The organism is Variovorax sp. NFACC27, assembly GCF_048301545.1.
In the GTDB taxonomy this organism is placed as follows: domain Bacteria; phylum Pseudomonadota; class Gammaproteobacteria; order Burkholderiales; family Burkholderiaceae_C; genus Variovorax; species Variovorax gossypii.
This window is the reverse complement of record NZ_CP157613.1, coordinates 3,021,290-3,040,677: the sequence shown is the minus strand read 5'-3', so window position 1 is coordinate 3,040,677 and position 19,388 is coordinate 3,021,290. Positions and strand designations below refer to the sequence as shown.

Annotated in this window: 20 protein-coding genes; 18 read left to right on the top strand and 2 right to left on the bottom strand. The window is 69.7% G+C overall.

Annotated features, from left to right (window positions below; genetic code table 11):
* Positions 1–119 precede the first annotated feature (119 nt).
* The 5 genes from ABL840_RS14225 to ABL840_RS14205 are packed head-to-tail and all read left to right on the top strand — an operon-like array spanning position 120 to position 4,033.
* Entirely contained in the window at positions 120–527 is a 408-nt protein-coding gene (locus ABL840_RS14225; RefSeq protein WP_093202028.1) for a RidA family protein, read from the top strand.
* A gap of 53 nt (positions 528–580) precedes the next feature.
* Positions 581–1,801: a helix-turn-helix domain-containing protein gene (locus ABL840_RS14220; protein WP_093305119.1), complete on the top strand. Its 1,221-nt coding sequence runs from the start codon at positions 581–583 to the stop codon at positions 1,799–1,801.
* A 46-nt stretch (positions 1,802–1,847) separates the two neighbouring features.
* Complete coding sequence (locus ABL840_RS14215; protein ID WP_093305121.1) at positions 1,848–2,528, top strand: DUF6923 family protein; 681 nt, start codon at positions 1,848–1,850, stop codon at positions 2,526–2,528.
* A 13-nt stretch (positions 2,529–2,541) separates the two neighbouring features.
* On the top strand, positions 2,542–3,333 hold the full coding sequence (locus ABL840_RS14210) for a DUF899 domain-containing protein (RefSeq protein WP_093305123.1): 792 nt from the start codon (positions 2,542–2,544) through the stop codon (positions 3,331–3,333).
* A 40-nt stretch (positions 3,334–3,373) separates the two neighbouring features.
* Positions 3,374–4,033 carry a hypothetical protein gene (locus ABL840_RS14205; protein WP_418116271.1) on the top strand — a complete coding sequence of 220 codons (660 nt, stop codon included), beginning with the start codon at positions 3,374–3,376 and terminating at the stop codon, positions 4,031–4,033.
* Here the strand turns inward: ABL840_RS14205 and ABL840_RS14200 are convergent.
* On the bottom strand, positions 3,925–5,226 hold the full coding sequence (locus ABL840_RS14200; protein WP_418116270.1) for a LysR family transcriptional regulator: 1,302 nt from the start codon (positions 5,224–5,226) through the stop codon (positions 3,925–3,927). The genes ABL840_RS14205 and ABL840_RS14200 overlap by 109 nt on opposite strands.
* 167 nt (positions 5,227–5,393) lie before the next feature.
* Between ABL840_RS14200 and ABL840_RS14195 the strand changes: the two genes are divergently transcribed.
* The 9 genes from ABL840_RS14195 (at position 5,394) to ABL840_RS14155 (ending at position 14,404) form a co-directional block, all read left to right on the top strand.
* Complete coding sequence (locus ABL840_RS14195) at positions 5,394–6,422, top strand: amidohydrolase family protein (protein ID WP_093305126.1); 1,029 nt, start codon at positions 5,394–5,396, stop codon at positions 6,420–6,422.
* Between the two features lie 6 nt (positions 6,423–6,428).
* Positions 6,429–7,130: a 4-carboxy-4-hydroxy-2-oxoadipate aldolase/oxaloacetate decarboxylase gene (gene ligK / locus ABL840_RS14190; protein ID WP_093305128.1), complete on the top strand. Its 702-nt coding sequence runs from the start codon at positions 6,429–6,431 to the stop codon at positions 7,128–7,130.
* Between the two features lie 39 nt (positions 7,131–7,169).
* Entirely contained in the window at positions 7,170–8,525 is a 1,356-nt protein-coding gene (locus ABL840_RS14185) for an MFS transporter (RefSeq protein WP_093305130.1), read from the top strand.
* A gap of 73 nt (positions 8,526–8,598) precedes the next feature.
* Positions 8,599–9,903, top strand: coding sequence for a gallate dioxygenase (locus ABL840_RS14180; protein WP_093305132.1), 1,305 nt, complete (start codon positions 8,599–8,601; stop codon positions 9,901–9,903).
* A 36-nt stretch (positions 9,904–9,939) separates the two neighbouring features.
* The gene (locus tag ABL840_RS14175) at positions 9,940–10,926 is read left to right on the top strand and encodes a Bug family tripartite tricarboxylate transporter substrate binding protein (protein WP_093305133.1); all 987 of its coding nucleotides are present in this window, start codon (positions 9,940–9,942) and stop codon (positions 10,924–10,926) included.
* 11 nt (positions 10,927–10,937) lie between these two features.
* Positions 10,938–11,930 (top strand): Bug family tripartite tricarboxylate transporter substrate binding protein, encoded by a 993-nt coding sequence (locus tag ABL840_RS14170; protein WP_093305135.1) that lies wholly within the window; start codon positions 10,938–10,940, stop codon positions 11,928–11,930.
* Positions 11,931–11,953: 23 nt separating this feature from the next.
* Positions 11,954–12,802, top strand: coding sequence for a metal-dependent hydrolase (locus ABL840_RS14165; protein WP_093305136.1), 849 nt, complete (start codon positions 11,954–11,956; stop codon positions 12,800–12,802).
* 19 nt (positions 12,803–12,821) lie between these two features.
* Positions 12,822–13,712, top strand: a complete 891-nt coding sequence (locus ABL840_RS14160; RefSeq protein ID WP_093305138.1) for a DUF1932 domain-containing protein — start codon at positions 12,822–12,824, stop codon at positions 13,710–13,712.
* Between the two features lie 2 nt (positions 13,713–13,714).
* On the top strand, positions 13,715–14,404 hold the full coding sequence (locus ABL840_RS14155) for a substrate-binding domain-containing protein (protein ID WP_176947558.1): 690 nt from the start codon (positions 13,715–13,717) through the stop codon (positions 14,402–14,404).
* Here ABL840_RS14155 and ABL840_RS14150 read toward each other — a convergent pair.
* A complete protein-coding gene (locus tag ABL840_RS14150) occupies positions 14,401–15,324 on the bottom strand; it encodes a LysR substrate-binding domain-containing protein (RefSeq protein WP_093305139.1) in 924 nt (307 codons plus the stop codon). The genes ABL840_RS14155 and ABL840_RS14150 overlap by 4 nt on opposite strands.
* 77 nt (positions 15,325–15,401) lie before the next feature.
* On the opposite strand from ABL840_RS14150, the gene ABL840_RS14145 reads away from it, so the two are divergent.
* The 4 genes from ABL840_RS14145 to ABL840_RS14130 are packed head-to-tail and all read left to right on the top strand — an operon-like array spanning position 15,402 to position 19,370.
* Complete coding sequence (locus tag ABL840_RS14145) at positions 15,402–16,271, top strand: HpcH/HpaI aldolase/citrate lyase family protein (protein ID WP_093305141.1); 870 nt, start codon at positions 15,402–15,404, stop codon at positions 16,269–16,271.
* A gap of 38 nt (positions 16,272–16,309) precedes the next feature.
* The gene (locus ABL840_RS14140; protein WP_093305143.1) at positions 16,310–17,290 is read left to right on the top strand and encodes a tripartite tricarboxylate transporter substrate binding protein; all 981 of its coding nucleotides are present in this window, start codon (positions 16,310–16,312) and stop codon (positions 17,288–17,290) included.
* 19 nt (positions 17,291–17,309) lie between these two features.
* Positions 17,310–18,491, top strand: coding sequence for a CoA transferase (locus ABL840_RS14135; RefSeq protein ID WP_093305145.1), 1,182 nt, complete (start codon positions 17,310–17,312; stop codon positions 18,489–18,491).
* Between the two features lie 3 nt (positions 18,492–18,494).
* Complete coding sequence (locus ABL840_RS14130) at positions 18,495–19,370, top strand: amidohydrolase family protein (RefSeq protein WP_093305146.1); 876 nt, start codon at positions 18,495–18,497, stop codon at positions 19,368–19,370.
* Positions 19,371–19,388: the final 18 nt, after the last annotated feature.

Sequence of the window (19,388 nt, the reverse complement as noted above, 5' to 3'; positions counted from 1 at the left end):
AACAGTGATTGTTGGCCTTGCCCGTTTATCCGGGCCTCGCGGCTGCCTAAAGTCCCTTCATCGCAACAGCGGATCGGCCCTGATCCGCTCCGAGAAGCAATGAAGAAAGCATCCCATCCATGACTCCACGCGACGTCGTCTTTCCCGCCGGGCGCCAGGCCCTTTATGAAAAGAACCGCTATTCGCCGGCCATCCGGTCCAACGGCTTCCTGTTCGTCTCGGGGCAGGTCGGCAGCCGCCCCGACGGCTCGCCCGAGCCCGACCTCGAGGCCCAGGTTCGCCTCGCATTCCAGAACCTCGATGCGATCCTGTCGGCCGCAGGCTGCACCTTCGACGACGTGATCGACGCCACCGTCTTCATCGTCGACCCCGAATCGAAGTTCGAGACCATCTGGAAAGTGGTGTCGGAACACTGGGGCGGCCCGCCGCACCCCACGCTGACCGGCATCGGCGTGACATGGCTCTACGGCTTCCAGTTCGAGATCAAGGTGATCGCGAAGCTGCCCGAAGGCAGAGCCGGCGCCTAGGCCCCGGCCGTCTCCGCCGCAAGGGAGGCACGGCGCCAAGGTAACCTGTCGCCATGGATTCCCTCATCGCCGCCTCCGCCCGCGCCCTGGCCGCGGGCGATGCACTCGGTGCCCTCAAGCGGGTCGCGCTGCGCGACGACCCGCCGGCGCTGGCCCTGCGCGGCATAGCGATGGCGCAGCTCGGAGAGCATCCGCGTGCGCGCGAGCTGCTGCGGCGCGCCGCTCGAGGCTTCGGCGCGCATGAAGAGCATTCGCGCGCCCGCTGCATCGTCGCGGAGGCCGAGGTGGCCCTGGCGATGCGCGACCTGGGCGGCTCGCCGCGTTCGCTGTCGTCGGCCGCATCCGCGCTGGAGGCGCACGAGGACCATGCCAACGCACTGCAGGCCCGGCTGATCGCGGCGCGCCGGCTGCTGCTGCTCGGCCGCCTCGCCGAAGCGGAAGCCGCTCTCGCGCACCTAGATGCGCGCGGCCTGCCCCCGTCGCTGGCGGCAGTCACCGAGCTGGCCACGGCCGAGCTGGCGCTTCGCTCGCTGCGCATCGCTCCCGCACGCGCCGCGCTTTCGCGCGCACACGAGGCCGCGACGCGCGCCCGCGTGCCCGCCCTGCTCGCCGAGGTGAACGAGGCACTGGCGGCATTCGAGCGCCCCGCCGCCCGCCGGATCGACGCGGCCGGCGAACAGCCCCTGCGCCTGGACGAGGTCGCAGCCCTCCTGGCCTCCGACACGCTGGTGGTCGACGCATGCCGCCGCGGCCTGGGCGCCGGCGATGCATGGCGCCCGCTCGCCCGGCGGCCGGTGCTGTTCTCCCTGGCGCGCTCGCTCGCGCAGGCATGGCCCGGCGACGTGGATCGCGAGGCCTTGATCGAAAGCGCATTCCGCACGCGCCGCCCCGACGAGACGCATCGCGCGCGCCTGCGCGTCGAGATCGGCCGGCTGCGCGCGCTCGTCGCCGGCCTGGCCGGCATCGAGGCCACGCCGCGCGGCTTCGTGCTCAGGCCGCTCGACGGGCGCGGCGTCGCCGTGCTCGCGCCGCCCATCGACGGCGACCAGGCTTCGCTGGTGGCGCTGCTGTCCGACGGCGCGGCCTGGTCCACCTCGGCCCTTGCGCTGGCGCTGGGGGCCAGCCAGCGCACGGTGCAGCGCGCGCTGGTCGAGCTGGAGGCGGAGCACCGCGTGCGCTCCATCGGCAAGGCACGCGCGCAGAAGTGGCTGTCGCCGCCGCTGGCGGGATTCACGACGATCTTGTTACTCCCCGCCGCACTGCCGATTGAATAGAGTTGTCTCCAGGCGCCGATCCGAGGCGTTTCACAAGGAGCCAACGATGAGCAGCGAGAACAGCAGGAACAAGTCCCGGCCCGCGGTGCACGCGGCCGAGATCGTGCGCGAATACGGTCCCTTCGGCAGCGCCACGCAGGTACACGGCGTGACGCACGACGGCCGGCGCGTCTGGGCCGCCACCGGCGCGAAGCTGGTGGCATTCGATCCGGCCAGCGGCGAGACCAGCCAGACACTCGACGTGCCGTGCGACGCGGGCACCGCCTTCGACGGCAAGCACATCTACCAGATCGCGGAGTCGCGCATCGACAAGATCGACCCCGCCACCGGCAAGGTGCTGGCGTCTATCCCGGCGCCGGGCAACGGCTACGACTCGGGCCTCACGTGGGCCGAGGGCAGCCTGTGGGTCGGGCAGTACCGCGACCGCAAGATCCACCAGGTCGACCCCGAGACCGGCGCGGTGGTGCGCACCATCGAGTCGAACCGCTTCGTCACCGGCGTGACCTGGGTCGACGGCGAACTCTGGCACGGCACCTGGGAGGCAGAGGAAAGCGACATCCGCCGCATCGACCCGAAGACCGGCGCCGTGCTGGAGCGGCTCGAAATGCCGCGCGGCGCCGGCGTGAGCGGGCTCGAGTCCGACGGCGCCGATCTCTTCTACGCAGGCGGCGGCTCGAGCGGCAAGGTCCGCGCCGTGCGCCGCCCCACCACCGGCCGCCAGCATTGATCCAGGAGACACCATGAACACCGACACCATCACGAACCAGACATCCGGGCCGACGAACCATCGCGTCGTCTCCAGCGAGCAATGGCTCGCCGAACGCAAGGCATTCCTGGCGCGCGAGAAGGAACTGACGCACCTGCGCGACCAGATCGCACGGGAGCGCCGCGCGCTGCCGTGGGAACGCGTGCGCAAGAACTACGTCTTCGACACGCCCGACGGCAAGCGCACTCTCGCCGATCTTTTCGAAGGGCGCAGCCAGTTGCTGGTGCAGCACTTCATGCTCGGCCCGGGCTGGGAACAGGGCTGCCAGAGCTGCTCCTTCATGGCCGACCACACCGACGGCATGAACGTGCACCTGGCGCATCGCGACATCACGCTGGTGGCCGTCTCGCGCGCGCCGCTGGCGGAGATCGAGCGCTTCCGCGAACGCATGGGCTGGCAGTTCAGGTGGGTGTCGTCGAACGAGAGCGACTTCAACGGCGACTTCCACGTCAGCTTCGGCCCCGGGGAGCTCGCCGCCGGCGAGGTCTACTACAACTACGGCCTGCAGCCCTTCCCCCACGGGGAAGCACCGGGCCTCAGCGCCTTCTGCAGGAACGACGCCGGCGAGGTGTTCCACACCTACTCGACCTTCGGCCGCGGCGTGGAAGTGATGATGGGCGCGTACAACCTGATGGACCTCATGCCCAAGGGCCGCGACGAGCGCGAGGTGCCCTACAAGATGGAATGGGTGCGCCACCACGACCGCTACGAGTCGCAGGCGCAGCCACCGGCCATCGGCGCGTGCTGCTGCGAAAAGCAGGCCTGAAGCGCGGACAGCAGCCACGACGCATGGAGGCGACGACATCATGGCAAGCCTCTGGCCGTGGCTGGCGGTCGCGGGAGTCGGCGCCCTGCACGGGCTGAATCCCGCCACCGGATGGGCCTTCGCGGCCGCATGGGGCCTCCGCTCGCGCGACCGGTCGCGGGTGTTGCGGGCCCTCGTGCCGATCGCGGTCGGCCATGCGGCATCCGTCGCTCTCGTGGCGGTCGCGGTCGTGCTCGTCCCCTCGATGGATCGCACGGTGCTGCAGGTGCTGGCGGGCGGGCTGCTCGCGGCCGTCGTCGCGCATCACCTCCGGCACGGCACGACGAGCCGCGCGCGAGTGCCTTCAGGCCACGCCGGGCTGGCGCTCTGGTCCTTCATCATGTCCACCGCGCACGGAGCCGGGCTGATGCTGGTGCCCGCGCTGATCCCCCTGTGCATGAGCGACGCCCCGGCGGCCCGCGAGATCACTGCGTCGGGTTCGCTGATGCTGGCCGTCGCGGCAGCCGGCGTGCACATGGCGGCGATGCTGGCTGTCACCGGCGCCCTCGCCTTCGGAGCATGCCGGGGCCTCGACACCGTCGCCGCGCGCTTTCACTTCCGCCTTCCCGGCTCCCGGAAATCGGGCGACCCGGCCACCACCTTGCGGATCTCGTCCATCAGCGCGCGCGCGCCCGGCGAAGGAAAGGCGCCCAGCCGCTGAGTCAGGCCGATCTCGCGCCGGGTCTCCTCCAGCGGAAAGTCGAGCACCACGAGGCTGCCGTCGCGGATCTCGTAACGCAGCTGGTGCGCAGAGATCGCGGTGAGCATGTCGCTCTCCAGCAGCAGGCCGCGCAGCACCGCGAGGTCACCCGTTTCGACTGCGGGCAACGGCGGTGCCTGGCGTGCGTCGGAGAAGAAGCGCTCGAGCAGTTCGCGCGAAGGCGAGCCGGGGCGCGACAGCGTCCACCTCGCCTCGCGCAGCATCCTGAAGTCGATGCGCTTGGCGCGCGCGAGCGGATGGCCGGCGCGCGCGATCACCGAGATGCGGTCTTCGAAGAGCGGCTCCTGCTGCAGGTCCTTCGCCTCGCCCGCGGTGCGCAGCGCGCCGAGGATGAAATCGATGTCGCCGCTGCGCAGCGACGCCGCCAGCGCGTCGTACGGGCTCTCGACCGTGGCGATGTGCAGGCCCGGATGCCGCGCGAGCAGCGAGGCGATAGCCAGCGGCAGGATCTGCGTGCGCCCCAGCGGCAGCGCCCCCACGTTCACGCTGCCCTGCAGCGTGCCTTCGCTGGCCGCGATGTCGGGGCCGATGTGCCTCAGCTCCGACAGCACGCGCCTGAAGTAGAAGGCCACGATCTCGCCCGCCGGCGTGGCCGTGAGCCCGCGCGCATTGCGGTTGAAGAGCGTCACGCCGAGTCCGCTCTCCAGGTCCTTCAGCGCGCTGCTGATGGCCGGCTGCGTGATGCCGAACTCGCGCGCGACGGCCGGCATGTTGCGCTTTTCCGCGAGGCTCGCGACCACGGCAAGGCGCCGGCCGTTCAGGATCGAGGCGAAGAGCGAATGCACGTCGGCACCGCCGCCGATGCCGGCCACGCCGCCGCGCGCCGCCAGTTGGGTACGCGCCTCCTCGAATTCGCGTTCGATGCGAAGCGCGCGCACCAGCACCAGCTCGCCATATGCATTGAGCGCCACGCCGCGCGAGCGCCGGTCGAACAGGGGCCTGCCGAGCACGGCCTCCAGATCGAGGATCGAACGCGTCACCGCGGACGCCACGCGGAACAGCGCTTCGGCCGCCGCCGCGATGCTTCCGGCCGAGGCCACGGCCGAGAACGCGCGCAGATGACGCAGGTTGATGCCCAGCGCCACGCTGTCCGTGCGATCGATAACTTTGTGATGTGCTGGTTTCGGGCTCACGGCTGATTCCTCACTCTCGATCATGCATTTCCGGCACCGAGGGTAAACCCTATTCGATAAAAAAGAATGATGGCAGCGCAACGCTAACTCACGCCACGCGGGGCCGTCGCGGCGCAGACTTCTTCCATGCTTGAAGCATCCCCTGCACACCACCCGGAGCGCCGCGCATGATCATCGACTGTCACGGCCACTACACCACCGCGCCCAAGTCCCTGGAGGCCTGGCGCAACCGGCAGATCGCCGCCATCCAGGACCCGTCGGCCAGGCCCAAAGTGTCGGAGCTGAAGATCGGCGACGACGAGCTGCGCGAGTCCATCGAGACCAATCAACTGCGGCTGATGAAGGAGCGCGGCAGCGACCTCACCATCTTCAGCCCGCGCGCCAGCTTCATGGCGCACCACATCGGCGACTTCGAGGTTTCGTCGACCTGGGCCGCCATCTGCAACGAGCTGTGCCATCGCGTGAGCCAGCTCTTTCCCGATCACTTCATCGGCGCGGCCATGCTGCCGCAGTCGCCCGGCGTCGATCCGGCCAGCTGCATTCCCGAGCTGGAGCGCTGCGTGAACGAATACGGCTTCGTGGGCATCAACCTCAACCCCGACCCATCGGGCGGCCACTGGACCAGCCCTCCGCTGTCGGACCGGCACTGGTATCCGATCTACGAAAAGATGGTGGAGCTCGACATTCCCGCCATGGTGCACGTGAGCACGAGCTGCAACGCCTGCTTCCACACCACCGGCGCGCACTACCTGAACGCAGACACCACGGCCTTCATGCAGTGCCTCACCTCGGACCTGTTCAAGGACTTCCCGACGCTGCGCTTCGTCATCCCGCACGGCGGCGGCGCGGTGCCCTACCACTGGGGCCGCTTCCGGGGCCTGGCGCAGGAGATGAAGAAGCCGCTGCTGAAGGACCACCTGCTCAACAACATCTTCTTCGACACCTGCGTGTACCACCAGCCGGGCATCGACCTGCTCACGCGCGTGATCCCGGTCGACAACGTGCTCTTCGCCAGCGAAATGATCGGCGCGGTGCGCGGCATCGACCCCGAGACCGGCTTCAACTACGACGACACGCGCCGCTACATCGACGCCACGCCGATGCTCGACGACAAGGCGCGCCACCAGATCTACGAAGGCAACGCGCGCCGCGTGTATCCGCGGCTAGACCGCGCACTCAAGCAACGAGGACTCTGAAAGAACATGTCTGCCACTCCCCTCCTCCAGGAACTCGGCGTAGTGCACCGCAACGTAGTGCGCGCCGATGCCGCCGCCGTCGACAAGCTCTCGCGCTTCGGCGTCTCCACCGTGCACGAGGCGCTGGGCCGCCTCGGCCTGATGGCACCGCGCATCCGCCCCATCCACCCCGAGGCGCGCATGTGCGGCACCGCCGTCACCGTGCTGCTGCAGCCCGGCGACAACTGGATGCTGCACGTGGCCGCGGAGCAGATCCAGCCCGGCGACGTGGTGGTTGCCGCCTGCACCGCCGACAGCACCGACGGCTTCTTCGGCGACCTGCTCGCCACGTCGTTCAAGGCGCGTGGCTGCAAGGGCCTGGTGATCGACGGCGGCGTGCGCGACGTGCGCGACCTCATCGCCATGGACTTCCCGGTGTTCAGCCGCGCCATCCACTCCAAGGGGACGATCAAGGCCACGCTGGGCTCGGTCAACGTGCCGGTGGTCTGCGCCGGAGCGCTGGTGCAGCCGGGCGACGTGGTAGTGGCGGACATCGACGGCGTGGTGGTCGTGCCCGCGCAGCTCGCGGCGCGCGTGGCCGATGCCGCCGAGGCGCGCGAAGCCAACGAAGCCGGCAAGCGCGCCCGCTTCGCCGCCGGCGAGCTGGGGCTGGACATGTACGGCATGCGCGAGCCGCTGGCCAAGGCCGGCCTGCGCTACGTGGACTAGACCGGGACCGCCTGTTCAGAACAACGAGAGACAACAGCAATGAACAACCCGGCCCGTATCGACGTCAAGGCCTTCATCGACGAACGCCCCATGAGCGCCATGCAGTGGCTGCTGCTGGTGCTTTGCTTCCTCGTGGTCGCGGCCGACGGCATGGACGTCGCGATCATGGGCTTCCTCGCGCCCTCCATCCTGCAGGAATGGGGCGTGTCGCGCGCCGCCTTCGGCCTCGTGATGAGCGCCGCGCCCATCGGGCTGGTTTTCGGCGCGCTCGTGGCCGGCCCCGCATCGGACCGGCTGGGCCGCAAGACGGTGCTGACGGCTTCGGTGTTCCTGTTCGGCGTGTTCACGGTCGCCACCGCGTTCGCGCAGGACCTGACGCAGATGGCCGCGCTGCGCTTCCTCACCGGCCTGGGCCTGGGCGCGGCGATGCCCAACACCACCACGCTGCTGTCGGAATACGTGCCGCAGCGCTCCCGTTCGCTGCTGATCGCGGTGATGTTCACCGGTTTCAACCTGGGCTCGGGCGTGGTGGGCTTCGCGGCCGCGTGGCTCATTCCGCACTTCGGCTGGCGCTCGGTGCTGGTGATGGGCGGCGCGCTGCCGCTGGTGCTCGTGCCCCTGCTGCTGGCGCTGCTGCCCGAGTCGGCCCGCTTCATGGTCGTACGCCGGCAGCCGGCCGAGCGCATCGCCGCCGTGCTGGGCCGCATCTGCCGCACCGTGTTTCCGGCCGGCACAACCTTCATCGCGACGGAGCCACCGGTCGCGGCGAAGAAGCCCATCGGCGTGCTGTTCTCGCGCGGCTACGGGCTGATGACGCTGGCGCTGTGGGCCACCTATTTCATGGGCCTGCTCGTCATCTACCTGCTGACGGGCTGGCTGCCCACGCTCATCAAGGACGCGGGCCTGCCCATCGAGACCGCCGCGACCGTGACCGCGATGTTCCAGATCGGTGGAACGGCCGGCGCCATCCTCGTCGGCTGGACCATGGACCGCGTCGCGCCGACGCGCGTCATCGCCGCGGCCTACGCGGCCGGCGCGGTCTGCATCCTCTGCCTCGGCTCGGCGGGCGCGCTGTCGGCATCGCTCGCGCTGCTGGTGGCGCTGGCCGGCTTCTTCATGAGCGGCGCGCAGACGGGCCTCAACGCCTTCGCTCCCGGCTGCTACCCCACCATGGCACGCGCCACCGGCGTGAGCTGGATGCTGGGCATGGGCCGCTTCGGCAGCATCGTCGGCTCGATGTTCGGCGGCGTGCTGCTCACCATGGGCTGGGGCTTCGGCGCCATCGTCTCGCTGCTTGCCCTGCCCGCGCTGCTGGCGGCGGCGGCCGTGCTCAAGGCCCGCCCGGCCGAAGCCGACGACGACTCCGCCGGCAAGCCCGAACTGGCGCGGGGCTGAACCCGCATGTCGGCTCCTTTCTTCGCACTTTCTCCCTTCATCGCGCCGCACAGGGCGCAGGAGTAACCCCAACATGGCCCAGATCATCGGCGCCGTCGCCTGCTCGCACACCCCCACCATCGGCTTCGCCTTCGACAAGAACAAGCAGGACGACCCGGTGTGGGCCCCCATCTTCGAGGCCTTCGCGCCGGTGCGGCAGTGGCTGGCCGAGAAGAAGCCCGACGCGCTCTTCTTCATCTACAACGACCACGTCAGCTCCTTCTTCTTCGACCACTACTCGGCCTTCTCGCTGGGCGTGGGCGAGCGGCACGAGGTGGCTGACGAGGGCGGCGGCGCGCGCGACCTGCCGGCTCTGGCCGGCCATCCGGCGCTGGCGCGGCACATCGGCCGCTCGCTGGTGGCCGACGAATTCGACATGTCCTTCTTCCAGGACCGCGCGCTCGACCACGGCGTGTTCTCGCCGCTGTCGCTGCTGTGCCCGCACAAGCCGGCATGGCCGATTCCGGTGATTCCGCTGCAGGTCGGCGTGCTGCAGTCGCCGGTGCCCTCGGCGCGGCGCTGCTACCGGCTCGGGCAGGCGCTGCGACGCGCGATCGAGAGCTATCCGGACGACATCAAGGTGGCCATCGTCGCCACGGGCGGCCTCTCGCACCAGGTGCACGGCGAGCGCGCGGGCTTCAACAACACGGCATGGGACGCGCAGTTTCTCGAACTCATCGAGAACGACCCGGTGCGCCTGACCGAGATGACGCAGGCCGAGCTGGCAACGCTGGGCGGCATGGAAGGCGCCGAAGTCATCATGTGGCTGGTGATGCGCGGCGCGCTGTCGTCGAACGTGCGCAAGACGCACCAGAGCTACTACCTGCCCTCGATGACGGGCATTGCCACCGCCATCTACGAGAACCTGGCGAGCCCGCCCATCGCTGGCGAGGTGGAGCGCCACCGCCAGCGCGTGGCCCAGGAGCTGGCCGGCGTCGAAAGACTGCAGGGCACCTACCCGTTCACGCTGGAGACCAGTGTGCGCGCCTACCGCCTCAACAAGTTCCTGCACGGCATGACGCGCCCCGCTCATCGCGAGGCATTCCTTGCCGACGAGGAAGCCGCCTTCGAGGCCGCCGGCCTCACGGACAAGGAGCGCGACATGGTGCGCCACCGCGACTGGCGCGCGCTGATCCAGTACGGCGTGATCTTCTTCATGCTGGAGAAGCTGGGCGCGGTGGTCGGCGTGTCGAACCTGCACATCTACGCCGCGATGCGAGGCCAGTCGCTGGAGGACTTCCAGCAGACCCGCAACGCGCCCGGCGCGCTGTATTCGGTGGCCGGCAAGGATGCCGCGCCGCAAGCCTGGGACAACGCCGCCGCACCGCAGCCGCGCTGAGCCCGCCCCCCGATTTCGATTCCGGAGACAAAGAAGATGACGAGAACCCTGCTTTCCCGGCGCCTTGCGCTGGGCATGGCCGCACTGGTCGCGTTCGGCCAGCTCGGCACGGCCAGCGCGGCCGACGCCTTTCCCTCGAAGCCCCTGAAGATCCTAGTGGGCTACAGCGCCGGCGGCGCGGTCGACGCCATCGCGCGCTCGGTCGGCCAGCGCATGTCGGCCATCCTCGGCCAGCCGGTGGTGGTCGAGAACAAGCCGGGTGCCGGCACGAACATCGCGATCAAGTCGGTCATCACCAGCGCGCCCGACGGCTACACGCTGCTGCTGGCCGCCAATGCGCTGGCGGTGAACCCCTCGCTGTTCCAGCCCGCGCCCTACGACCTGGAACGCGAGCTGACGCCCATCGCCTCGGTCGGCCGTGTGCCGGTGGTGTTCACGGTGCGCGAGGAATCGCCGAGCAGGACGCTGCAGGAGCTGGTCGCGGCGGCCAAGGCCAAGCCAGGCGGCGTGACGGTCGCCACGCCCGGCAACGGCTCTACGCCGCATCTCGCGATGGAGCTGTTCCAGCACACCGCCGGACTGCAGCTTCGGCACGTGCCCTACAAGGGCGGCGCGCAGGCGCTCACCGACGTGCTCGGCGGCCACGTCGAAGTGGTGGCGGTCAACGCGCTCGAGGCGCTGCCGCTGGCCAAGTCCGGCAAGCTGCGCGTGCTGGCGGTGATGAGCGCCGAGCGCTCGGCCGTGCTGCCGGGCGTGCCGACCGTCGCGGAGTCGGGCTATCCGGGCTTCGAGGCCAGCGTCTGGTACGGCTTCGTCGGGCCGGCCGGGCTGCCGAAGCCGGTGGTCGAAAAGCTGCACGACGCGGTGCAGAAGGCCATCGACTCGCCCGAGGTGCGCAACCAGCTCGCGGCGGCGGGCGGCGTTCCGCTGCCGGGGCCGACCGCGCAGTTCGACAAGCTGCTCAAGGCCGACGTGGCGCGCTACGGCAAGCTGATCCGCGAAGCCGGCATCAAGCCCGATTGAGGAAGAAGGCCATGACCACAGGCATCACCCGTCGCCGAGCCCTCATCGCGGCCACAGCCCTGCTTCCGGCAAGCCGCGCCGCCATGGCGCAGCAGGCCTATCCCGCCAAGCCGATCCGCATGGTCATTCCCTTCACGCCCGGCGGGTCCACCGACGTGCTCGGGCGAGCCATCGGCATCGAGCTGGGCCGTGCATGGCACCAGCCGGTGGTGGTCGACAACCTGCCCGGCGCGGGCGGCTCCATCGGCGCGGACAAGGTGGCGAAGTCGCCCGCGGACGGCTACACGCTGCTGATGGGGCACATCGGCACGCTGGCGATCAACCCGTCGCTGTACCCGAAGCTCGACTACGACCCGGTGCGCAGCTTCGCGCCGGTGGCCTGGGTGGCGCGCGTGCCCAACGTGCTGGTGGTGCACGCCTCGGTGCCGGCGCGTTCGCTGGCCGAGCTGGTCGCGCTGGCGAAGACGCGTCCGGGCCCGCTGGCCTTCGGATCGGGCGGCAACGGCAGCGCGGCGCACATCGCCACCGAATACCTCAAGCTGCAGACGGGCGCCTCGTTCATGCACGTGCCCTACAGGGGCACGGCGCCGGCCGTCACCGACCTTCTGGCGGGCCAGCTGCAGCTGCTCTTCACCGGCGCGCCCGCGCTGCTGCCGCACATCAAGGCCGGCAAGCTGCGCGCGCTGGCTGTGTCGAGCCCGAAACGCATCGCGCTGCTGCCCGACGTGCCGACGGTGGCTGAAAGCGGCGTGCCCGGCACCAAGGACTTCGAAGCCGACCAGTGGTACGGCGTGGTCGCGCCGGCAGGAACGCCAGCGGACATCGTCGCCATGCTGAACAAGCAGATCAACCAGTCGCTCAATGCGGCGGAGGTTCACGCGCGGCTCGCGGCCGAGGGTGCCGAGCCCACGCCCACCACGCCGCAGGCCTTCGGCGAGCTGATCGCGAGCGAGATGAAGCGCTGGAACCGCGTGATCAAGACCGCCCGCATCACCGTCGACTGACATCACGCAGGAACACAACGAACATGAAGCTCCTCGCCCGTCTGCTGCTCGCCATCGTCACCGCGACGCTGCTCGCCGCCTGCGCGCAAGCACCTCAATCGCCGCAATCCCCGCAAGCCAGGGGCGGCGGCAAGACCGAAGTGCTCTGGCTCGGCCAGTCCGCGTTCCGCATCACCACGCCGGGCGGCAAGGTGATCGTGACCGACCCGTGGCTCAAGCAGAACCCGCTGACGCCCGCCGAGTACAAGAACCTCGAAGCCCTCGGCAAGGTCGATGTGCTGCTGGTCACGCACGGCCACCTCGACCACTTCGCCGACGCGCCGGCGCTCGCGCAGCTCAACCAGGTGCCGATGTATGCGCCCGGCGACATGAACCAGACGGTGAGCGTGCTCGGCATCCTGCCGCCCGCCCTGGCGCCGCGCTTCAACAAGAGCGGCACCATCACCCCGGTGCCGGGCATCAAGGTGACGGCCGTGCACGCCGAGCACTCGTCGATCATCGTGTGGAAGAACCCGGCCACCGGCAAGGACGAGGTGCACCCCGGCGGCGAGCCGGTGGGCTACATCATCGAGCTGGAGAACGGCTTCCGCATCTACCACATGGGCGATACGGGCCTGTTCGCCGACATGAAGTTCATCGCCGACTACTACAAGCCCGACCTCGTGCTGATGCCCATCGGCGGCCACTTCACGATGGGCCCGGCCGACGCGGCCTACGCCACGCACGAATGGCTGCGCCCGCCCGCGGTGATACCGATGCACTATGGCGCCAACCCGCTCGGCAAGGGCACGCCGGACGAGTACATCCGCGCACTGGGCAGCAGCGGCACGCGCGTGCTGGCGCTGAAGCCCGGCGAGAAAGCCATCTTCTGAAGGAAGGACACGCACGATCATGGGAATCACACTGGGCCTCATCGGCTACGGCGAGGTGGGCGGCATCTTCGGACGCGGCCTGCGCGAGAAAGACGGCGTGGACGCCGTCTGGGTCTGGGACAAGCGCTTCGCCGATCCCGCCACCGGCGCTGCGGCGCGCTCCGCGGCCGAAGGCGACGGGATGAAGGTTGCAGGCGGCATGCAGGAACTGTGCAGCCACGCCGACCTGCTGGTGTCGGCCGTCACCGCATCCAGCACGCTCGCCGTGGCCGAGGAGGCCGCGCGCCACGGGCGCAGCGGCAGCCGCTTTCTCGACCTCAACTCGGCATCGCCCGGCACCAAGCAGAGCGCGGCCGCCGCGCTGGAGGCCGCGGGCGTCGCCTACGTCGAGGCCGGCGTCATGACCTCGGTGCCGCCCTACGGCATTCGCGTGCCGATGCTGCTGGGCGGCGCGCAGGCCGACGCACTCGCCGCCACGCTGGCCGGCTGGGGCATGGACGTGCGCGTGGTGAGCGACCGGCTCGGCATCGCCTCGGCGATCAAGATGAGCCGCAGCATCATGATCAAGGGACTGGAGGCGCTGGTCATCGAGAGCTACGCCACCGCAAGGCGCTACGGCGTCGAGGAGCACGTGCTGCCGACGCTGAAGGAGACCTTTCCGCAGATCGACTGGGAAAAGCAAGGCGCCTACTTCTTCAGCCGCGTCGTGCAGCACGGCAAGCGCCGCGCCGAGGAAATGCGCGAGGCCGCGCAGACCGTTCGCGAAGCCGGCTTCGAGCCGCTGATGACGGCGGCCATCGCGGCCAAGCAGGACTGGGTTGCCACGCAGGCGCGCGACGGGCTGTTCGAAGGGCTCGACGCATCGAGCAACTGGCAGGCCTACGCGGACCGGCTCATCGGGCGCAAGTGAGCATGGCCGGTTCGATCAGGGGCATCAACTCCATGGCCACCAAGGGCCTGCTGGCGGAACTCGCCGCTGCGTACACGGGCGCGAGCGGAGTGCCGCTCGCTTTCGAAGCGGTGGGCGGCGTGGATGCCGCGCGGCGCGTGTCGGCGGGAGAACCCTTCGACGTGGTGGTCCTGGCATCGGACGCCATCGACAAGCTAGCGGCCGCGGGCAAGGTGGATGCGTCGCGCAAGGTCGACGTGGTGCGCTCGGGCGTTGCGGTGGCGGTCGCCGCCGGAGCTGCGCGGGTCGACATTTCCACCGGAGAAGCGGTGCGCCGTGCCGTGCTGGACGCGGTGCGCATCGCGTACTCGACCGGGCCCAGCGGCGTTGCGTTGATCGCGCTGTTCGAGCGATGGGGCATTGCCGACGCGATCAGGGAACGGCTGGTGCAGGCCGCTCCCGGCGTTCCGGTGGGCTCGCTGGTCGCGCGCGGGGAGGCCTCGCTGGGCTTCCAGCAGCTCAGCGAGCTGATCGGCGTCGAAGGCATCGAACTGCTGGGGCCTCTTCCGCCGGAGATACAGATCACGACCGTCTTCAGTGCCGCACCGGTAGCGAATGCCTCCAGGCCGGATGCCGTGGACGGGCTGCTCGCCTACCTCGCCTCGCCGGCCACCGGGGACGCCAAGCGCCGGCACGGCATGGAGTCGGCCTAGCGCGCAGCCGGCTTGCGGGAGCCGTTGCCATTGCCGTTGCTGTTGCCCTTCGCGGCAGTGACAAGCCCCGCGCTTTCGACAAAGCCGTGGATCAGCCTCAGCCGGGGCGAAGACCGCATCCACAGGATGCCGAAGCGCCGCGTCTCCGAAGGCAGCGGCAGCGGGATCTTCACGATGCGCTGCCCGTCGAGCAGCGGCGAGGCGATGTCGGGCACGACCGCCACGCCGAGGCCGCGGTCCACCATCATCGCTATCGCCAGCAGCGAGCTGAGTTCGAAGCGCTCCTGCGGCACGATGCCCGCCGCGCGCAGGTAGCGGTCGGCCTGCTTGCCGCCGCCGAGGTTGCGGTCGTAGCGGATGAGCGGCGATGTGCGCAGCAGTTCGTGCGGATCGCGCCGCGCGAGGCGGCTGGGCGCGAGCAGCACCAGCGGCTCCTCGCGCAGCAGGGCCCAGTCGAAGGTCTTGGCGAGCGCGAACGGCGGATACAGGCACACGGCCGCGTCGAGCTCTCCCTGCTGCATCGCCTTGTAGAGCGTGGCAGTGGTGCCCGACTGCAGGAACACCTTGACGCCCGGATGCGCCTTCACGAAGCGCGCGAGGATGTCCGGCAGCAGGCTGTGGATGGCCGTGTTGATGGTGCCGACGAGCAGCTCGCCCCCGGCCGCCTCGCTGCCCACCAGCGCCTTGATGTCGCTCACCTCGCGCAGCAGCGTGCGGGCCCGCTGCACCAGCCGGTGCCCTGCCTCGGTGGGCTGCACCGTGCGGCCGGCGCGCGCGAGCAGCGGCGCGTTGAGCTCGCGCTCCAGCGCGCGGATCTGCTGCGCCACCGCGCCGGGCGTCAGGTCGAGCCGGCGCGCGGCCTCGGACATCGAGCCCGACTCCACCACCAGGAGAAAGCTTTGCAGGTAGGCCGTTTCCATGAAGATAGATTTTCTGCGATGTGATCGCAGCAAACAGCTGTTTTTCTCATCTCATGAACCGGGAACACTGCCCTCCCATGAGAAGCAAGCTATTCGTTCCCGGCACCCGCCCCGAACTGTTCGCCAAGGCGCTCGCCGGCGAAGCGGACGCCATCAGCCTCGACCTGGAAGACGCCGTTTCCGAGCCGCGCAAGGACGAGGCGCGCGAGACCGTGCGCAGGTTCCTCGAAAGCGGCGAGGCCGCTTCGTCGCGCAAGACGCTGATCGTTCGCGTCAACGCCATGGACACGCCGCACTTCGAGCGCGACGTCGCGGCGGTGGCGCGCACCGGCGTGCACCTGATCAACCTGCCCAAGCCGCAGAGCCCCGCGCATGTACGCGCGGCCGCCGAAGCCATCGAGCGCGCGGAGCGGGCCAACGGCGTGCAGGCACCCATCGGCCTGCTGCTGAACATCGAGACGCCCAACGCGCTGCGCACGGCCGCCGAACTGGCGCTGGCGCATCCCCGCGTGGCTGGCCTGCAGCTGGGGCTGGGCGACCTGTTCGAGCCGCTGGGCATCGCCCGGCGCGAGCCTTCGGCGATCCGGCAGGCGATGTTCGCGGTGCGCATCGCGGCCGGCGAGGCGGGCCTGTATGCCTACGACAGCGCCTTCGCGAACATCCGCGACGCCGAGGGTTTCCGTGCCGAGGCGATGCTGGCACGCGACCTCGGATTCCTCGGCAAGACCTGCATCCACCCGAGCCAGATCGCCATCGCCAACGAGGTGTTCCGTCCTACCGACGAGGAGATCGCGCATGCCTGCAAGGTGGTCGAGGCCGCGCGCGATGCCGATGCCAGGGGCGTCGGCGCCTACGTGGTGGACGGAAAGATGATCGACATCCCCTTCGTGATCCGCGCGCGCGCCATCGTCGAGAGCGCACGCAGCCTGGGCTTGATTCCTGGCTGAACTGCCTTCCATCAATAAAAGAAACCGGAGACAAGAAAATGCATTTCCCATCCTTCCTTCGTCCGCGAGCGCTCGCCGTCGTCGCGTTTGCCGCATTCGCCGGCGCCGCGTTCGCCCAGGGCGGCTATCCCAGCAAGACCATCACCATCGTCGTGCCCTACCCGGCCGGCGGCTCCAACGACACCTTCGCGCGGCAGGTGGCCAAGGAGCTGGGCGACCAGCTCAAGCAGCCGGTCATCATCGACAACCGGCCCGGCGCGAGCGGCAACACCGGCACGGCGCAGGTGGCGCGTTCCGCGCCGGACGGCTACACGCTGGTGGCCGTGTCGTCGAGCATGACGACCAACGCTGCGGTGCAGACGAAGCTGCCCTTCGATCCGGTCAAGGGCCTCGCACCCGTGGCGATGTTCGCCAAGGGGCCGTTCATCGTCGCTGTCAACAACGAGTTTCCTGCCAAGACGCCCGCCGAACTGATCGCCGCCATCAAGGCGAAGCCGGGCCAGTACAACTACGCCTCGTCCGGCTCGGGCAGCGTCAACCAGTTCGGCACCGAGCTGCTCAAGGCCAAGGTGGGCGACCTGCAGATCGCGCACATCCCGTACAAGGGCATGGGCCCGGCCGTGACCGACCTCGTGGGCAACCAGACGCAGCTGCTGATTTCCAGCGGCCCCTCGCTGCTGCCGATGGTGCGCGCCGGCAAGCTGCGCGCGGTGGGCATCACCAGCCTGAAGCCGAGCCCCATCGCGCCCGACCTCACGCCCATTTCCACCGCCGTACCCGGCTACGAGTTCGAACTCTGGTGGGGCCTGCTGGCGCCGGCGGGCACGCCGGCCGACGTGGTGGCCAAGCTGAACGGCGCGGTCAACCAGATCCTGGCGAAGCCCGAGATCACCGCCAACTTCCTGCGCGAAGGCGCCATCGCCACGCCGCTCACGCCGGCGCAGTTCGGCACCGTCATCGCCGACGACGTGGAGCGCTGGAAGAAGCTGGCAAAGCAACAGAACATCACCGCAGACTGAACAAGGAAAGAGAAAGCCCATGAGCATCACCGCCCCTGACGACACGCGCCTGCCCGAACGCCGGGGCCCCGCCGGCCCGCTGAGCGGCCTGCGCGTGCTCGACCTGAGCGCCTACATCGCGGGCCCGTACGGCTGCTCGCTGCTGGCCGACCAGGGCGCGGAAGTCATCAAGATCGAGCCGCCCACCGGCGACAACCTGCGCAAGTACCCCTCGACGCTGGAAGCCGAGAGCCGCGCCTTCATCGGCGTGAACCGCAGCAAGCTTGGCGTGATGCTCGACCTCAAGAACCGGGAAGACCTGGCCGCGCTGATGGAGTTGGTGCGCACCGCCGACGTGCTGGTGCACAACTTCCGTCCCAGTGTGCCGCCACGGCTGGGCATCGCCTACGAGCAGCTGAAGGCGGTGAACCAGCGGCTCATCTACTGCGCCGTCACCGGCTACGGCGAGACGGGGCCGCTGCGCGAGAAGGCCGGCTACGACCAGGTTCTGCAGACCATGACCGGCATGTGCGCGCTGCAGGGCAAGCGCGGCGAGCCGCCCGAGATCATCTACGGCTCGGTGGTCGACTACTATGCGGCCGCGCTGGTGGCCGCCGGCGTCGCCTCGGCGCTGTACGAGCGGGAGAAGAGCGGCGAAGGCCAGTTCGTCGGCGTCTCGCTGCTGCGCTCGGCGCTCACGATGCAGTCGGCGCGCATGGTGTGGGCCGAGGGCGAGCCCAAGGACGTGGGACGCGACATGCGCTCGGGCGGCATCACGGGCATCCACCCCACGCGCGAGGGGCACATCTACATCTCGGCCAACACGCCGCACTTCTGGCAGGCGCTGTGCGCGAAGGTCGGGCTGCCGGAGCTGGCGGCCGACGAGCGCTACGACTCGGTGCGCAAGCGCGCGCAGCACGCGGCCGAGATCGTGCCGAAGCTGCGCGCCGCGCTGGCCGGGCGCACCGCGCTCGAATGGGAAGAGCTCTTCGGCGAGGAAGTGCCCTGCTCCGCCGCCCGCACGGTGGAAGACATGTTCGACAACGAGCAGGTGCTGGCCGAGGACATGGTGGCGAACTTTTCTCATCCCACGCTGGGTTCCTACCGCGGCTTCACCCGCCCTGTGCGCTTCGGCCGCACGCCGGGCCCGGAGCCTTTCGCGGCGCCGACGCTTGGGCAGCACACGTCGGTCGTGCTGGCCACGCGGGGCAAGGACGACTGAGCCATGCACGACGAATCCGCCGTGCCCCACAGCAGCGGCACGCGCAAGCCACGCATCGCGGCACCCGAAGGCGCATGCGACGCGCACATCCACGTGTACGACCGCCGCTTCACGCTGCACGGCTCGCCCGACGCGATGCTGGACAACGCCACCGCCGACGACTATCGCCTGCTGCAGCAGCGCACCGGCACGCAACGCACGGTGATCGTGCAGCCGCGCGTGCACGGCACCGACAACAGCGTGACGCTGGCGGCCATCCAGGCACTGGGCGCGGAGCGCACACGCGGCGTTGCCGTGGTGCGGCCCGAGGTAAGCGATGCCGAGTTGCAGCATCTGCACGCGGGCGGCATCCGCGGCATCCGCTTCACGCTGTACACGGCAACGAACGCGACGACAGATTTCTCCATGGTCGAGCCGCTGGCGCATCGCGTTCACGCGCTCGGCTGGCACGTGCAGCTGCACTGGAGCGCAGACCAGATCGCCGCGCACTCGGCGCTGCTCGAGCGCCTGCCCTGCACGGTGGTGTTCGACCATCTCGCCCGCTTGCCGCAGCCCGACGGCCTCTCGCACCCCGCACACGGCGTGGTGAGCCGGCTGCTCGACAACGGCCGCACCTGGATCAAGCTGTCGGGCGCATATCTCGACTCCACCCTCGGCGCCGAAGGCGGCTATGCCGACACCGTCGAGATCGCCCGTGCCTGGGCACGGCAGGCGCCCGAACGCATCGTGTGGGGCAGCGACTGGCCCCATCCGACCGAGCGCACGGCCAAGCCCGACGACGCGCAGCTCTTCGACCTGCTGGGCGAATGGGTGCCCGACGAGGCCGCGCGCCGCCACGTGCTGGTCGACAACCCGGCGCGGCTCTACGACTTTTCCTGAAATACAAGACCCGAGACA

Bases quoted from the DNA above. Each gene is read 5' to 3' on its own strand.
- ABL840_RS14225 (WP_093202028.1), top strand. From the start codon at position 120: ATGACTCCACGCGACGTCGTCTTTCCCGCCGGGCGCCAGGCCCTTTAT.
- ABL840_RS14220 (WP_093305119.1), top strand. From the start codon at position 581: ATGGATTCCCTCATCGCCGCCTCCGCCCGCGCCCTGGCCGCGGGCGAT.
- ABL840_RS14215 (WP_093305121.1), top strand. From the start codon at position 1,848: ATGAGCAGCGAGAACAGCAGGAACAAGTCCCGGCCCGCGGTGCACGCG.
- ABL840_RS14210 (WP_093305123.1), top strand. From the start codon at position 2,542: ATGAACACCGACACCATCACGAACCAGACATCCGGGCCGACGAACCAT.
- ABL840_RS14205 (WP_418116271.1), top strand. From the start codon at position 3,374: ATGGCAAGCCTCTGGCCGTGGCTGGCGGTCGCGGGAGTCGGCGCCCTG.
- ABL840_RS14195 (WP_093305126.1), top strand. From the start codon at position 5,394: ATGATCATCGACTGTCACGGCCACTACACCACCGCGCCCAAGTCCCTG.
- ligK (WP_093305128.1), top strand. From the start codon at position 6,429: ATGTCTGCCACTCCCCTCCTCCAGGAACTCGGCGTAGTGCACCGCAAC.
- ABL840_RS14185 (WP_093305130.1), top strand. From the start codon at position 7,170: ATGAACAACCCGGCCCGTATCGACGTCAAGGCCTTCATCGACGAACGC.
- ABL840_RS14180 (WP_093305132.1), top strand. From the start codon at position 8,599: ATGGCCCAGATCATCGGCGCCGTCGCCTGCTCGCACACCCCCACCATC.
- ABL840_RS14175 (WP_093305133.1), top strand. From the start codon at position 9,940: ATGACGAGAACCCTGCTTTCCCGGCGCCTTGCGCTGGGCATGGCCGCA.
- ABL840_RS14170 (WP_093305135.1), top strand. From the start codon at position 10,938: ATGACCACAGGCATCACCCGTCGCCGAGCCCTCATCGCGGCCACAGCC.
- ABL840_RS14165 (WP_093305136.1), top strand. From the start codon at position 11,954: ATGAAGCTCCTCGCCCGTCTGCTGCTCGCCATCGTCACCGCGACGCTG.
- ABL840_RS14160 (WP_093305138.1), top strand. From the start codon at position 12,822: ATGGGAATCACACTGGGCCTCATCGGCTACGGCGAGGTGGGCGGCATC.
- ABL840_RS14155 (WP_176947558.1), top strand. From the start codon at position 13,715: ATGGCCGGTTCGATCAGGGGCATCAACTCCATGGCCACCAAGGGCCTG.
- ABL840_RS14150 (WP_093305139.1), bottom strand. From the start codon at position 15,324: ATGGAAACGGCCTACCTGCAAAGCTTTCTCCTGGTGGTGGAGTCGGGC.
- ABL840_RS14145 (WP_093305141.1), top strand. From the start codon at position 15,402: ATGAGAAGCAAGCTATTCGTTCCCGGCACCCGCCCCGAACTGTTCGCC.
- ABL840_RS14140 (WP_093305143.1), top strand. From the start codon at position 16,310: ATGCATTTCCCATCCTTCCTTCGTCCGCGAGCGCTCGCCGTCGTCGCG.
- ABL840_RS14135 (WP_093305145.1), top strand. From the start codon at position 17,310: ATGAGCATCACCGCCCCTGACGACACGCGCCTGCCCGAACGCCGGGGC.
- ABL840_RS14130 (WP_093305146.1), top strand. From the start codon at position 18,495: ATGCACGACGAATCCGCCGTGCCCCACAGCAGCGGCACGCGCAAGCCA.